Here is a 14,304-nt window from a genome sequence, read left to right on the forward strand (position 1 = left end):
GACGCCCGCGCCCGCGCGGCGCGCGACAGGCTGGAGACGGCGGCGGCCGCGCTCGCCCGGATCGGGGACGCGGACGAGGCCGCGCTCGATGCCGAACGCGCCACGCTCGAGGCGAAGGACGCCGAGGCCGCGGCGGCGCTTTCCGCGCTCGAACGCGATGCGCCCGACCTCGAGGCCGCGCGCGCACGGCTGCGCCGGGCCCGGGACGTGGTGACCGGCGCCCAGGCCGAGGCGCAGGAGCTTCGCCTGCGCCTCGCCGCGCTCGACGCGCGGATCGGTCAGGCCGCGGGCGAGGCGGTCGAGGAAGAACTCGCCGACGCACGCGCCCGCCATGCCGCCGCCGAGGCCCGCGCGGCGGCCTATGCCGGCGAGGTCGCCGCGCTGCAACGGCTGGAAGGCGCGCTGGAGGACGCGCGCAAGGCCGCTAGGGAGCGCTATTTCTGGCCTGTCGCCCGTGAGTTGCGCCCGCTTCTTCATCTGCTCTGGCCCGAGGCGGAGCTGGTCTGGGCCGATGACACCCTTCTGCCCCGCGCGCTGATCCGCGATGGCCAGGAAGAGCCGATGAACATCCTTTCGGGCGGTACGCAGGAACAGCTGGCGCTGCTCGTGCGCCTCGCCTTCGCGCGGATGCTTGCGGCACAGGGCCGTCACGCGCCGGTCATCCTCGACGACGCGCTCGTCTTCACCGATGACGAGCGTATCGAGCGGATGTTCGACGCGCTCCACCGGCAGGCCGGCGACATCCAGATCCTCGTGCTGTCCTGCCGTCAACGGGCGTTCCGCGATCTCGGCGGGCGCAGGCTGCGCTTCGCGCCGGCCGAAGACTGAGCTTGCACCGTCCCCCCGCGTGGTGTGCTGTGCGCCGCATGGACAGGATGGCCGCGATTCTCTGCTTCACCGCGGCGGTGTTCTTCGCCGCCTCGCCCTTCGTGAACCCCGGCTTCGACGGGTTCGACACCGCGGCCTTCCCGGTGCCGCTGGAGGATCCGCCGGTCCAGCCGGCGGGCTGGGCCTTCGCCATCTGGGGCCTGATCTATCTCTGGCTCGTCGCCGGCACCGCCTTCGGCCTTTTCGCGCGGCCCGACAGCGACGACTGGGCGCCGATGCGCTGGCCGCTCACCGGCAGCCTCGTGCTTGGCGCGGCCTGGCTCGGGGTGGCGCAGCTCTCCGCGATCTGGGCCACCGTGCTCATCTGGGCGATGCTCGCGCTCGCCCTGCTCGCCCTCGCGCGGACGGGGCGCACCGACCGGCTCTGGCAGGAAGCGCCCGTCGCGCTTTACGCGGGCTGGCTCACGGCGGCGAGCTGCGTGGGGCTCGGCGTCGTCCTGGGCGGCTACGGCGTTCTGGCGCCCGTGCCGACCGCCCTCGCCATGCTCGCCCTGGCCTTGGGCATCGCGCTTGCCGTGCAACTGCGCGTGACCCGCGCGCCGGAATACGGCGCGGCGGTGATCTGGGCGCTCGCGGGCGTCACGGTGGCGAACCTGTCGCGGCCGGAACCGCTCGTCGCCGCGCTCGCCGGGGCCGGCGCGATCGCGGTGGCCGCCGCGGTGGTCCTGCGCCGCCGCTAACGCCCCGAGCGCCCGTCGAGATGCTTGCGCAGCTTCGAAGGCTGCGCTTTCTTCTTCGCCTTGTAGGGGTTCCGGTCGGATTGGCTGCGCATCCACAGCCGGATCGGCGTACCCGGCATGTCGAAATCGTCCCGCAACCCGTTGACGAGATAGCGCGAATAGCTTTCGGGCATCTTGTCTGGATGGGAGCACATCACGACGAAGCCGGGCGGCCGGGTCTTGGCCTGCGTCATGTATCGCAGCTTGATGCGGTGCCCGCCCGGCGCGGGCGGGGGGTGCGCGGCCACCATCTCGCCGAGCCAGCGGTTGAGCTGCGCCGTGGGCACGCGGCGGTTCCAGACATCATGGGCGCGCGCCACGGCCGCGCGCAGCCGGTCGAGCCCTTTCCCCGTCCTGGCCGAGACGGTGACGAGCGGCGCGCCGCGGAGCTGCGGCAGAAGCCGCTCGAACGCCTCGCGCAGGTCGCGCAGCTTTTCCTGCCTGTCGGTCTCGGCGTCCCACTTGTTGACCGCGACGACCACGGCGCGGCCCTCCCGCTCGGCCAGATCGGCGATGCGAAGGTCCTGGCTTTCGAAGGGAATCGCGGCATCCAGAAGCACCACCACCACCTCGGCGAACTTCACCGCGCGCAGCGCATCCGCGACCGAGAGCTTCTCGACCTTGTCCTGCACCCTGGCCTTCCGGCGCATCCCCGCCGTGTCGAAGATCCGCACCGGCAGCCCGTCCCACCGCGTGGCGACCGAGATCGCGTCGCGGGTGATGCCGGCCTCCGGGCCGGTCAGCAGCCGCTCCTCGCCGATGATGCGGTTGACGAGCGTGGACTTGCCGGCGTTGGGCCGGCCCACCACGGCGATCTGCAAGGGCCGCGCCACGGTCGGGCCGCCCGCGCCCTCGGCCCGGCCCTCCTCGTCCACGTCGAGATCGGTGAGCGGGGCCTCGGCCTCCATCTCTTCCTGCTTGGCCTCGACGAGCGGGAAGAGCGCGGCGGCGAGGTCGGCCATCCCTTCACCGTGCTCGGCCGACAGCGCGAGGGGCTCGCCCAGCCCGAGGCCCCAGGCCTCGATCAGGCCAGCCTCGGCCGCCGTGCCCTCGCACTTGTTGGCCGCGAGGATCACGTGATCGGCCTTCTTGCGCAGGATCTCGGCGAAGACCTCGTCGGTCGGGGTGACGCCCGTCCGCGCGTCGATCAGGAAAAGGCAGGCATCCGCCTGCTCGACCGCGCGCTCTGTGAGCCGGCGCATCCGGCCCTGTAGGCTTTCGTCCGTCGCCTCCTCGAGGCCGGCCGTGTCGATCACGGTGAACCTCAGCGCGCCGAGCCGCGCCGCACCCTCGCGCAGGTCACGGGTGACGCCGGGCTGGTCGTCCACCAGCGCCAGCCGCTTGCCCACGAGACGGTTGAAGAGCGTGGACTTGCCCACATTGGGGCGGCCCACGATGGCGAGGCGAAAGCTCATAAGGAAGGCTCCGGTCGGTCAGACCCGGCCCGATAGCGCATTTCGCGCTCAGCGGAAAGCGTGCAGACGCCCGTTGCGCGACACGACGTAGAGCGTGCCGCCCGCGACGACCGGCGCGCTCGTCGCGCCGCCGGGGATATCGACCGCCTGCACGAGCCCGCCGTCCCGCGGGTCGAACACGCGCAACACGCCGTCGCCCGACGCCACGATGATGCGCCCCCCGGCCAGCACCGGGCCGTAGCTTGGATGGATTTCGGCGCGGCGGCGGGGGCGGTCGCGCGTGAACCCCGGAAGCTCGGCCGCCCAGACGCGGCTGCCGTCCTCGGCGTCGAGGCGCAGAAGCTGGTTGCGGTCGTTGATCAGGAAAAGCGCACCACCCGCCGGCCATACGGGCCCCGCCGCGCCCTCCTCCGCGGTCCAGAGCCGCTCGCCGCTTTCCAGGTCGACCGCCACGAGGCGTCCCGAATGGCTGCCCGCATAGACCCGGCGCCCGTCGATGACTGGGGATCCGGTGATGTCGTTGACCGTGTTCAGCGTGCGGCCGCGCCGCTCGCCGGAGACGATGGCGTTCCAGCGCCGCAGCCCGCCCTTGCGGAAGACCGCCTGGATCTCTCCGCTGCCGAAGGCGAACACGGCGAGATCCCCGCCGAGCGCGGGCGCCGGTCCGCCGGCCACGTTGTTCGCGTCGGCGACGGCGTCGATCTGCCAGCGCACACGTCCAGTGTCGGCCTCGATCGCCCAGGCGCTGCTGTCGCCGGCCACGAGGTACAGCACCCCGTCGAAATAGGTGGGCGCGCCGGTTGCGGGGGCGCGCAGCTTCTGTTCCCAGATCAGGTCCCCGCTCGCCGGATCGAGGGCCGAGACGGAGCCATAGCCCGAACTGGCGTAAAGCCGTCCGCCACCGACCGCGAGCCCGCCGCCCGAGGCCTCGCCCGCGCGATCGCGCGGCGGGGTGAGGTTGCGGGTCCAGAGCGTCTCCCCGCCCGCCGAGGTGGCGGACAGCTGCACGCGGCTGTCGAGGGTGAAGATGCGGCCATCGGCCACCACCGGGTCGGTGGTGATGCGGCGGCGCCGGGCGTCTCCGTCGCCGATGGGCGCGCTCCAGGCGCGCTGAAGCGTGCGGCCGAGGGCGGGATGCTCCGGGCGCGCGCTCGGCGTGCCGATGGCCTGAAGCCAATCCGCGTTCGCCCGCGCCGGCGGGAGAGAAATCGCCTCGGCCCGGTTTTCGGGCTCCGCGATCTCGGTATCGGGCACGGCGGTCGGGCCGTCGAGCACCGCGCGCAGGCCCACCCGCTCGCCGGGAAGGATCACCTCCCGTTCGGAACAGGCGGCCAGCACGGTCAGCCCGGACAGCGCCGCCAGATGCACCAGAGACCTCAAACCGCCTGCCCTCATCCGCCGTGTCGCCCTTCTGTCGTGCCGCTCTGCCGTACCGCGCCCTGGTCTCAGCCGTCCGCGAACGCTCGTGGCGTGCCGCCGAGCGCCACAATCAACTGAGTTGCCCGCCGACGCAAGCCCGCGCCCGCCTCGGCATCCTCGCGCACGGCCTCCAGACGGGCGATCGCGGCCTCCTGATCGCCTTGCTCGGCGTCGATGAGGGCGAGTTGCTCCTCGGCCAGCAGACGCAGCGGGTTGCCGGGCTCTGCGAGCGCCTCGTAACGCAGCCGCCGCTCCTCCGCCGGCAAGGCGTCGCCCTGCCGAAGCAGCGCCTTGAAGGCGGCGATCCGCGCGTAGATGTCCGGCAGATCCCCCGCACCACCGACCGACGCGAGCGTGTCGGCGGCCGCGGCCGTCTCGCCCGCCTCGCCCAGCTCCGCCGCGCGCAGCAGCGCGGCCACCGCCGCGGCCCCCGGGGACGGCGCATCGATCCCGGCCAGCGCCTCGGCCCGCGCCTCCGGCGTCTGCCGTTGCAGCGCGCTCAGCATCGCGTCGCCCGTCGCCTCGGCCGCGCGCGCCGCGTCGGCCTTGCGCCACTCGTTGAAGGCCGCGCCGCCCACGATGGCAAGCACGACGACCACGGCGATCCAGCCGTAGCGGCGCATCGCCCCATAGAGCCTGTCGCGTCGGACCTCGTCGGCCACTTCCTCGATGAAGCTGTCCCCGTCGCTCAAGATCGCCTCCTGCGCTTTGGGCGTGTCTTAACGCCTCGCCGGCACGGTGCCAAGGCCGACCGGCCGCGGCAAGACTGAACCGATCGGTTCAGCCTTGCACCACCTGGCGCAAAAGTCTAATCTGAACGAAACGGTTCAGCGTAAGGTTCACAAGTTACGCGCCACAACCGGCGCGCGCCGGTGCGGCGTCATGAAAGATACGCGATGCGACGACTTTCCATCCTGACCGCGCTGGCTGTGGCCGCGACGCTCTACCTGATCGTGCTCGAGCGCGATGCGCTGCTTCAATTCGCCGGGCGCGACGCGGCGCCGGGCGCCGCCACCTCCGCCGAAGGCACGCCGGGCGGGGCCGCGCCCGCCGCGCAGGACACGGCATCCTCGACATCGGCGGACGCTTCGGTCGAGGCCGTTCGCGTGCTCGCGCTGCGCTCCGAGGCGCGCCAACTCGACCGCGCGGTGATGCTGCGCGGCGAGACCGAGCCCCGGCGGGTCGTCGAGATCATGGCCGAGACGTCGGGCCGGGTGATCGGTACGCCGCTGCGCAAGGGCGCCATGATCGAGGAGGGGGACGTGCTATGCCGGCTCGACCCCGGCGCGCGGGAGGCCGCGCTCGACGAGGCCCGGGCGCGGCTTGCGGAGGCGGAGGCCCGCGTGCCCGAATCCGCGGCCCGGGTGACCGAGGCGCGCGCCCGCCTCGAGGCGGCGGACCTCAACGCCACCGCCGCCGCGCGCCTCTCGGAGAGCGGTTTCGCCGCCGAGACGCGCGTCGCCGCGACCCGCGCCGAGGCGCGCGCCGCCGAGGCGGGGCTGGAGGCCGCGATCGGCCAGCTGGAAAGCGTGCGCGCGGGCATCGAGGCCGCGCGCGCCGCGGTCCAGAGCGCCGAGACAGAGATCGGGCGGCTGACCATCGCCGCACCCTTCGCCGGGCTTCTCGACAGCGACACCGCCGAGCTGGGCAGCCTGATGCAGCCCGGCAAGCTCTGCGCGCGCGTCCTGCAGCTCGACCCGATCCGGCTGGTGGGCTTCGTGCCCCAAATGTCCGTGGATCGCGTCGAACCGGGCGCGCCGGCCCGCGCCCGCTTCGTCTCGGGGCGCGAGGTGGAGGGGCGCGTGGCGTTCGTGTCACGCTCCGCCGACCCCGAGACGCGGACCTTCCGGGTGGAGGTGGACCTGCCCAACCCCGATCTCTCCGTGCGCGCCGGCCAGACGGTGGAGATCGTGATCGCAGCCGACGGCGAGCCCGCGCATCTGCTGCCGCAATCGGCGCTCACGCTCGACGATGATGGGCGGCTCGGCGTGCGTGTCGTCGACGCGGACAACCGCGCCCGTTTCGCGCCGGTCACGCTTCTGCGCGACACGGTGGACGGCGTCTGGATCGCGGGCCTGCCAGACACCGCGGCGGTGATCGTGCGCGGCCAGGAATACGTCACCGACGGCGTTCGCGTCCGTCCCGAATACCGCGAGGCGGAGGCCACCCAATGACCGGTATCGTCGACTGGGCGGCAACCCGCGCGCGGATGGTTCTGGCCTTCATCGCGCTTTCGCTCGTCGCGGGCGGCTACGCCTACTGGGCGCTGCCCAAGGAAGGCGAGCCCGATATCGAGATCCCCGCGCTCTTCGTGTCGGTGCCGTTCCCCGGCATCTCGGCGGAGGACGCCGAGTCGCTGCTCGTCAAGCCGATGGAGACGGAGCTGTCGGATCTCGACGGGCTCGATACCATGACCGGCACCGCCGCCGAAGGGTACGCCGGCGTCGCCCTCGAGTTCGAGTTCGGCTGGGACAAGTCCAAGACGCTGGCCGACGTGCGCGACGCGATGAACACTGCCGAAGGCCAGTTTCCCGACGGCTTCGAGAAGTATTCCATCAACGAGATCAACTTCTCCGAATTCCCGATCCTCATCGTCAACCTGACCGGCCCGGTGCCCGAGCGCACCATGTTCCGCGTGGCACGCGACCTGCAGGACCGGATCGAGGGGCTGGAGCCGGTGCTCGAGGCCGGGATCGCGGGCGATCGCGACGAGATGCTCGAGGTGGTGATCGACCCGCTCAGGCTCGAATCCTACAACGTGACGGCGTCCGAACTGGTCAACGTGGTACGCAACAACAACCAGCTCATCGCGGCGGGCGAGGTCGAGACCGCGCAGGGCGCCTTCGCGGTCAAGATCCCGTCGAGCTTCGACGAGCCCCGGGACGTCTACGAGCTTCCGGTCAAGACGAACGGCGAGCGGGTGGTCACGCTGGGCGACATCGCCACGATCAACCTGACCTTCGAGGACCGCGACGGCACCGCGCGTTTCGACGGCGCGCCGACCGTGGCGCTGCAGGTGGTCAAGCGCAAGGGCTTCAACATCATCGACACCGCGGCCGAGGTGCGCGCGCTCGTCGACGAGGCGCGGGCCGACTGGCCGCCCGAACTGCGCGCCGCGGTGCAGATCGGCACGTCGAACGACACCTCGCGCGAGGTGGCCTCGATGGTCAGCCAGCTCGAGGGATCGGTGCTGACGGCGGTGGCGCTGGTGATGATCGTCGTGCTGGCCTCGCTCGGCACGCGCGCGGCGCTTCTGGTGGGCTTCGCGATCCCCACCTCCTTCCTGCTCTGTTTCGCGCTGCTCGCGGTGATGGGCGTCGCGGTCTCGAACATCGTCATGTTCGGCCTGATCCTGGCCGTGGGGATGCTCGTGGACGGCGCCATCGTGGTTGTCGAATATGCCGACAAGCGGATCCGGGAAGGGTCCGGCCCCATGCGCGCCTATGTCGAGGCCGCCAAGCGCATGTTCTGGCCCATCGTCTCTTCCACGGCGACGACGCTCTGCGCCTTCCTGCCGATGCTCTTCTGGCCCGGCGTGCCGGGAGAGTTCATGGGGATGCTGCCCGTCACGCTGATCTTCGTGCTGTCGGCCTCGCTGGTCGTGGCGCTGGTCTACCTGCCGGTGATGGGCGGGGTGAGCGGGCGGCTCAGCCGCGGCTTCTCGCGCGCCTCTCACGCGCTGCGGCGCGGCCTGCCCTGGGTGGTGCGCGCCGCGCTCGTGCCGCTGGCGGGCTACGCGCTCTTCCTAAGCGCGATGCAGGTGCTCAACCCGGGCTATCTCTTCGGCGGCAGGCCACCGCTGCCGGGCGCCTGGGGCGCGCTGCCCGGCGTCGCCATCTTCCTGCTGTCGGCCGTGGCGCTATCGGTCACGATGGGCGCCGCCCGGTTGCCCACGCGGCGCAAGCGCATCCGCGCGGGCCACCGGCGCACCCCCTTCGGTCATCTCATCCGCTTCGTGACCGGCAACCCGGTCATGCCGCTGGTGACGATCGGCGCGGTGGTCGCCTTCGTTCTGGGCGTGTTCTCCTATTACGGAGAGAACAACCGCGGCGTCGAGTTCTTCGTGGAGAGCGAACCGGAACGCGCCATCGTCTACGTCAAGGCACGCGGCAATTTCAGCCTCGCCGAGAAGGACGCGATGGTGCGCGAGGCCGAGGAGATCGTGCTTTCACACCCCGCCGTGCGCTCGGCCTTCGCCTTCGCCGGCGAGGGCGGGCTCGATTCCAACACCGGCGGCGCGGAGGCGCCCAAGGACACGATCGGGCAGATCCAGCTCGAGACGATCCCCTGGGACGAGCGGCCCGACGCCCGCGCCACGGCAAGTTTCTTCGGCCTTTTCGACTACGAATACCGCGTCAAGGACCCGGCCTTCGACGGCGACACGGTACTTGCAGAGATCTCGGCCGAGCTCGACCGCCTGCCCGGCATCGACGCCGAGATCCTCGAAAGCACCGGCGGGCCCGCCTCGGCCAAGCCCGTGCACCTGCGGCTCAAGGGCGACGACTTTGGCCGGCTGGTGGAGGCCGCGGGCATCGCCCGGGCAGAATTCGAGGCAACCGGGGCGCTGACCCTGATCGAGGACACGCGGCCCCTGCCCGGCATCGACTGGGAAATTGACGTGGACGTGGAGAAGGCCGGCCGCTTCGGCACCGACGTGGCCACCGTCGGCGCCATGGTCCAGCTCGTGACCCGCGGGCTTCTGCTCGACACCATGCGGGTGCCCAGCTCGGACGAGGAGATCGACATCCGTGTGCGCCTGCCCGAGGAGGACCGCGTGCTCTCCACCCTCGACACGCTGCGCGTGCGCACCGAGGACGGGCTGGTGCCGCTGGCCAATTTCATCACCCGCAAGCCCGTGCAGAAGCTCGCAGAAATCAACCGCGTGAACCAGACGCGCTACCTCGACGTGAAGGCGGACGTGGCGCCGGGTCTCGTGCGGGTGAGCGCCGCGGACGGGACGGATCTGGGCCTGCACGAGGCCGAGGAGGCGGAGGCGCGCATCGCCGCGGCCGCCGGGGACGGTTCCGGCTGGGACGGCGCGACCACCGCAACGGTCAACGCCAACGAGCGTATCGAGCTGCTCACCGAATGGCTGGAGAGCGACCCCCTGCCCGCCGGCATCGCGTGGGAGTGGACGGGCGACCAGGAGGACCAGGCCGAAAGCGGCCAGTTCCTGATGAAGGCGTTCGCCGGCGCGCTCGGCCTCATGTTCATCATCCTGCTGGCGCAGTTCAACAGCTTCTACAACGCCGCGCTGGTGCTTCTCGCGGTGGTGCTCTCGACCACGGGCGTGCTGATCGGCATGGTGGTGATGGAACAGCCCTTCTCGATCATCATGACCGGCACCGGCATCGTCGCGCTGGCGGGCATCGTGGTGAACAACAACATCGTGCTGATCGACACCTTTCAGGACTACGCGCGTTACATGCCGCGGCTCGAGGCGATCACGCGCACCGCCGAGGACCGGCTGCGGCCTGTCCTGCTGACCACGATCACCACGATGGCCGGCCTCGCGCCGATGATGTTCGGCCTCAGCCTCGACTTCTTCGGCGGCGGCTACACCATCGACAGCCCCACGGCGCTCTGGTGGAAGCAGCTCGCCACCGCGGTGGTGTTCGGGCTGGGAATCGCCACCGTGCTCACGCTCGTCGTGACGCCCGCGGCGCTCTCCGTCCGCGTCTGGATCGTGATCTACGCGCAATGGGTCGCGCGCGCGCTGGCGCGAGCCGGCGCGGGCCGGTCGAGCCGGCTTGCGGAAGACTGGGCGCTGCGCCGCGCCGCGCGGCGCCTGCGCGCGCCGGAGATCATCTGGGACGACGGAAGCGACGGGCCGACCGTGAGCGCCCCGACAGACGATCCCGACGCGCCGCCGCAGGAGCCGCGCCTCGCCGACCTGAAGCGCGTCCTTGACGCGACGCGGCACAAGGACGACGAAGGTCCCGACGGCGGCGACGGAAAGCCGCTTCGCGCCGCGGAATAACCGGCCCCCGAGGGAGGACCCCATGGAATTTTCCAGCATACTCGCCATGCTGATCGTCGGCGTCGTCGCGGGCTGGCTCGCCGGCACGCTCGTGCGCGGCGGCGGTTTCGGCCTGCTCGGCAACATGGTCGTCGGCGTGGTCGGCGCGGTGATCGCGGGGTTCCTGTTTCCGGCCATAGGCTTCGGCGTGGGCGGCGGGCTCATCGCGACGATCCTGCAATCCACGCTGGGCGCGGTCGTGCTGCTCGTGCTGATCCGTATCGTGAAATCGGCCTGACGGGGATCGACGCTTGACCTGCGCGCTGCATCCTCCATCCTCTCTGCGAGGCGCGAGGACGCAGCGATGGTCGAGGACGCGAATCTGACGGTCGACCCCGTCGACGAGGCTTTCGACGTACTCTTCGCGACCCTGCTCGACCCGGCCGTCCTGATCGACCCCGCGCGCGACCGCTTCGTCGCGGCCAACCCCGCCGCGCTGCGCTTCCTGGGCTATGACGAGGCCGAACTCCGCGAGATGAGCCCGGCCGACATCCATCCGCACGAACTGTCGCGGATCGACGCGTTTTTCCGCGACATTCTCCGCGAAGGGCGGAAAACGGCCGACGACCTGTCCTGCCGCCTGCGCGACGGACGCACCGTTCCGGCGCTGATCCGTGCCGACGTGGTGCGACGCGCCGCCGGGCCGCGCGTGCTGATCGTCATACGCGACCAGCGCGACCACCAACTGGCGCGGCTGGGCGGTGCCGTGCGCCAGCTTGCCCACGACCTCAAGAACGCGCTCAGCACCGCGCAGCTGGTATGCGACCGGCTGGCGGCGCACGAGGACGACAAGGTGCGGCTGGCCGCCGAAAGCATGACCCGCTCGCTCGAACGCGCGACGCGGCTTTGCGCCGAGACCGCGCAAGCCAGCCGCACCGGGCCGGCCAGCGCGCCGGAAAGGGAACGGTTCCTGCTGGCCGACGTGCTGGAGGAACTGGAGGTCACCGTGCTCGACCCGGGAAGCACGGCGCGCCGTCTGGTCGATGCAAGCGGCGACGCCGTGATCCTCGACGCCGATTTCGACCAGACCTACCGGATCCTGCTGAACCTCGCGCGCAATGCCTTCGACGCCGGCGCGCGGGAGCTGCGCATCTGGGGCCGGCACGACAGCACCGGCGCGACAATCTGGGTGCGCGATGACGGGCCGGGCCTGCCGGACGGCATGAGGGCGCGCCTGCAAACCGAAAAGCACGGCGTTGCGGGCGTCATGGGCACTGGCCTTGGCCTCTCCATCGCGGCCGAGCTTTGCCGCGGACATGGCGGGGCGCTCGAACTCGAGGAGACGGGGCCCGAGGGCACCTGCTTCCGTGTGACGCTGCCCGCCCCGGCCTGATCAGCTCTGCCGGTATTCCGGGTCGATCCGGGTGCGATCGAGGTTCGCCGAATATGTGGCGAGCGTGTACTCCGAGATCACCCCGATGATCTCGAGGATCTTGTCGAAGTCGACACCCTTCCGCGCGAACTCCGCCATCTCGGCCCGGCCGAGCTGGCCGCGCTTTTCCAGCAGCGCGCGGGCGGCGCGGACGATCGCCGCAAGGCCCGGATCCGCGGGCAGTTCCGCGGTGCCGGCATGCGCAAGCATGGTCTCGGGCACGCCAAGCTCCTCGGTAGCGGAGTGGCAAAGCGCCGCTTCGCAGTACTTGCAGCCGGAGTGATGGGCGACCTCGAGCGCCACGAGGCTGCGTTCGATCTCGCTCAGCCGGCCGGCGGCGAGATGCGCTTTCATCGACAAGAGCCCGCCCATCACCTGAGGGTTGCGCGACAACATGCGGTAGATGTTGGGCAAGCCATTCGGGTAGACCTCGGCCAGGCGTTCGTCGATCCCCTCGCCGGTGACCTCGACGGCGTAGCCCGGTTTCTGCGGTGCGTCCGGCGGCGCTTCGCTCGCTCTCGTCATGATGCGGCCATCCTCCGTTTCTTCGTCAAGCGTGTCGTGACCTGCGAGACTATCACAGCGCCCGGCGCATGCACCCTGCCGTCACCTGAACGTGACGCGGGGAGAGATGCGGTCACGCCGCCGCGTCGCGCTCTGACTGCTGACGGGCCCAGAGCTGCGAATATCGCCCGCGCCGCGACAGCAAGGCGTCATGCGTGCCCTCCTCCACGATGCGCCCCGCCTCCAGAACCACGATCCGGTCGGCATCCGCGATGGTGGACAGGCGATGCGCGATGGTGATGACCGTGCGGCCCTCGCCCGCACGGCGGAGCGCGTCCTGGATTTCCGCCTCCGTCTCGGTGTCGAGCGCCGAGGTCGCCTCGTCCAGCAGCAGGATCGGCGGGTCCTTCAGAAGCGTGCGCGCGATGCCCACGCGCTGCTTCTCGCCGCCCGAAAGCTTCAGGCCGCGCTCGCCCACCTGCGTCTCGTAGCCGTCGGGCAGCGCGACGATGAACTCGTGGATCTGCGCGGCGCGGGCCGCCGCCTCGATCTCTTCCTGCGAGGCGCCGTCGCGGCCATAGGCGATGTTGTACCGGATCGTGTCGTTGAAAAGCACGGTGTCCTGCGGCACCACGCCGAGCGCCGCATGCAGGCTGTCCTGCGTGACGTCGCGCACGTCCTGCCCGTCGATCCGCACCGCGCCCCCTGTCACGTCGTAGAACCGGAAGAGCAAGCGCCCGATCGTGGACTTGCCGGACCCCGAGGGCCCGACCAGCGCCACCTTCTCGCCCGGGCCCACCCGAAGCGTGACGTCGCGCAGGATCGGCCGCGCCGCGTCGTAGCCGAAATCCACGCCGTCGAACGCCACCGCGCCGCCCCGCACCGAGAGCGCGGGCGCGCCCGGCTTGTCCGCCACGTCCCGCGGCTGCTCCAGCAGGTCGAACATCTCGCCCATGTCCACGAGGCTCTGGCGGATTTCGCGGTAGACGGTCCCGAGAAAGCCCAGCGGCATGGTGATCTGGATCATGTAGGCGTTGACCATGACGAAGTCGCCCACGCTGAGCGCCCCGCGTTCCACGCCGATCGCGGCCATGACCATCACGATCACCAGCCCGCCCGTGATCAGGAAGGTCTGCCCGAAATTCAGCAGGGCGAGCGAGGTGGCGGTCTTGATCGCCGCGACCTCGTAGCCCGCCATGGCGCGGTCGTAGCGCGCGGCCTCCCGCGCCTCGGCGCCGAAATACTTCACCGTCTCGAAATTCAGAAGCGAATCGATCGCCTTCTGATTGGCGTCGGTGTCCTGCGCGTTCATTTCGCGCCGCAACCGCACGCGCCATTCCGTCACCGCGAAGGTGAACCAGACATAGAGCGCGATCGTGCCCGCCACCACGACGAGATACCAGATGTCGAAGAGAAACAGCAGCACGATCCCGATCAGCAGCAACTCCAGCAGGAGCGGCGCGATCGAAAACAGCATGAAGCGCAACAGGAAATCGACGCCCTTCACGCCGCGCTCGATGATCCGCGATAGCCCGCCCGTCTTGCGCGTGAGATGGTAGCGCAGCGACAGGCGATGGATATGCGTGAAGGTCTCGAGCGCGAGCTGTCGCAGCGCGCGCTGCCCCACCTTGGCGAAGACCCCGTCGCGCAGCTGCTGGAACCCGTTCGACATCAGGCGCGCCAGACCGTAGGCCACCGTCAGCCCCACCGCGCCCAGCAGAAGGTCCGGTGCGCCCTCCTCCGACAGCGTGTCCACCGCCGCGCTGAAGATCATGGGCGTGCCCACCGCGATGAGCTTCGCCGCGACGAGGGCCAGAACCGCGATCACGACGCGACGCTTCACCCAGCTCTGGTCCTCGGGCCAGAGATAGGGTGCCACTTTCCGAACCGTGCGCCAGCCGGACCGGCGCTCTTGAAGCGCTTCGTCGGCAGGGGGTGTCTCGGGGGGCATGGCGGGGCTCCTTGACG

11 protein-coding genes are annotated in these 14,304 nt (G+C 70.8%); 6 read left to right on the forward strand and 5 right to left on the reverse strand.

The genetic code is table 11. The features are described 5' to 3' along the window. Together AB6A66_RS15090 and AB6A66_RS15095 are read left to right on the forward strand one after the other, a co-directional pair. On the forward strand, positions 1–828 hold an 828-nt coding region (locus tag AB6A66_RS15090; protein WP_371056538.1), incomplete at its 5' end, for an ATP-binding protein. Between the two features lie 47 nt (positions 829–875). Continuing rightward, a complete protein-coding gene (locus AB6A66_RS15095) occupies positions 876–1,568 on the forward strand; it encodes a hypothetical protein (protein WP_371036299.1) in 693 nt (230 codons plus the stop codon). Here AB6A66_RS15095 and der read toward each other — a convergent pair. The 3 genes from der to AB6A66_RS15110 all read right to left on the reverse strand — a co-directional run bounded on the left by der (position 1,565) and on the right by AB6A66_RS15110 (position 5,133). Then, positions 1,565–3,022, reverse strand: coding sequence for a ribosome biogenesis GTPase Der (gene der, locus AB6A66_RS15100; protein WP_371056539.1), 1,458 nt, complete (start codon positions 3,020–3,022; stop codon positions 1,565–1,567). The genes AB6A66_RS15095 and der overlap by 4 nt on opposite strands. A 48-nt stretch (positions 3,023–3,070) precedes the next feature. Next, complete coding sequence (locus tag AB6A66_RS15105; RefSeq protein WP_371036301.1) at positions 3,071–4,402, reverse strand: PQQ-binding-like beta-propeller repeat protein; 1,332 nt, start codon at positions 4,400–4,402, stop codon at positions 3,071–3,073. 65 nt (positions 4,403–4,467) lie between these two features. Continuing rightward, positions 4,468–5,133, reverse strand: coding sequence for a hypothetical protein (locus tag AB6A66_RS15110; RefSeq protein WP_371056540.1), 666 nt, complete (start codon positions 5,131–5,133; stop codon positions 4,468–4,470). Positions 5,134–5,337: 204 nt separating this feature from the next. On the opposite strand from AB6A66_RS15110, the gene AB6A66_RS15115 reads away from it, so the two are divergent. From AB6A66_RS15115 to AB6A66_RS15130, 4 genes are all read left to right on the forward strand, one after another. After that, on the forward strand, positions 5,338–6,615 hold the full coding sequence (locus AB6A66_RS15115) for an efflux RND transporter periplasmic adaptor subunit (protein ID WP_371056541.1): 1,278 nt from the start codon (positions 5,338–5,340) through the stop codon (positions 6,613–6,615). Continuing rightward, positions 6,612–10,421, forward strand: a complete 3,810-nt coding sequence (locus tag AB6A66_RS15120; RefSeq protein ID WP_371056542.1) for an efflux RND transporter permease subunit — start codon at positions 6,612–6,614, stop codon at positions 10,419–10,421. The genes AB6A66_RS15115 and AB6A66_RS15120 overlap by 4 nt, the downstream gene beginning before the upstream one ends. Positions 10,422–10,443: 22 nt before the next feature. Beyond that, positions 10,444–10,698 (forward strand): GlsB/YeaQ/YmgE family stress response membrane protein, encoded by a 255-nt coding sequence (locus AB6A66_RS15125; protein ID WP_371036305.1) that lies wholly within the window; start codon positions 10,444–10,446, stop codon positions 10,696–10,698. Positions 10,699–10,764: 66 nt separating this feature from the next. After that, complete coding sequence (locus tag AB6A66_RS15130; protein WP_371056543.1) at positions 10,765–11,793, forward strand: ATP-binding protein; 1,029 nt, start codon at positions 10,765–10,767, stop codon at positions 11,791–11,793. On the opposite strand, the gene AB6A66_RS15135 is transcribed toward AB6A66_RS15130, so the two are convergent. Then, positions 11,794–12,357: a carboxymuconolactone decarboxylase family protein gene (locus AB6A66_RS15135; protein ID WP_371036307.1), complete on the reverse strand. Its 564-nt coding sequence runs from the start codon at positions 12,355–12,357 to the stop codon at positions 11,794–11,796. It lies immediately after the preceding gene. A 112-nt stretch (positions 12,358–12,469) separates the two neighbouring features. Then, positions 12,470–14,287, reverse strand: a complete 1,818-nt coding sequence (locus tag AB6A66_RS15140) for an ABC transporter ATP-binding protein/permease (RefSeq protein WP_371056544.1) — start codon at positions 14,285–14,287, stop codon at positions 12,470–12,472. Between the last annotated feature and the right edge of the window lie 17 nt (positions 14,288–14,304).

This window comes from Rhodosalinus sp. K401 (assembly GCF_041365735.1).
Classification (GTDB): Bacteria; Pseudomonadota; Alphaproteobacteria; order Rhodobacterales; family Rhodobacteraceae; genus Rhodosalinus.

Coding starts and splice junctions, on each gene's coding strand:
- AB6A66_RS15095 (WP_371036299.1), top strand. CDS start 876: ATGGCCGCGATTCTCTGCTTCACCGCGGCGGTGTTCTTCGCCGCCTCG.
- der (WP_371056539.1), bottom strand. CDS start 3,022: ATGAGCTTTCGCCTCGCCATCGTGGGCCGCCCCAATGTGGGCAAGTCC.
- AB6A66_RS15115 (WP_371056541.1), top strand. CDS start 5,338: ATGCGACGACTTTCCATCCTGACCGCGCTGGCTGTGGCCGCGACGCTC.
- AB6A66_RS15120 (WP_371056542.1), top strand. CDS start 6,612: ATGACCGGTATCGTCGACTGGGCGGCAACCCGCGCGCGGATGGTTCTG.
- AB6A66_RS15125 (WP_371036305.1), top strand. CDS start 10,444: ATGGAATTTTCCAGCATACTCGCCATGCTGATCGTCGGCGTCGTCGCG.
- AB6A66_RS15130 (WP_371056543.1), top strand. CDS start 10,765: ATGGTCGAGGACGCGAATCTGACGGTCGACCCCGTCGACGAGGCTTTC.
- AB6A66_RS15135 (WP_371036307.1), bottom strand. CDS start 12,357: ATGACGAGAGCGAGCGAAGCGCCGCCGGACGCACCGCAGAAACCGGGC.
- AB6A66_RS15140 (WP_371056544.1), bottom strand. CDS start 14,287: ATGCCCCCCGAGACACCCCCTGCCGACGAAGCGCTTCAAGAGCGCCGG.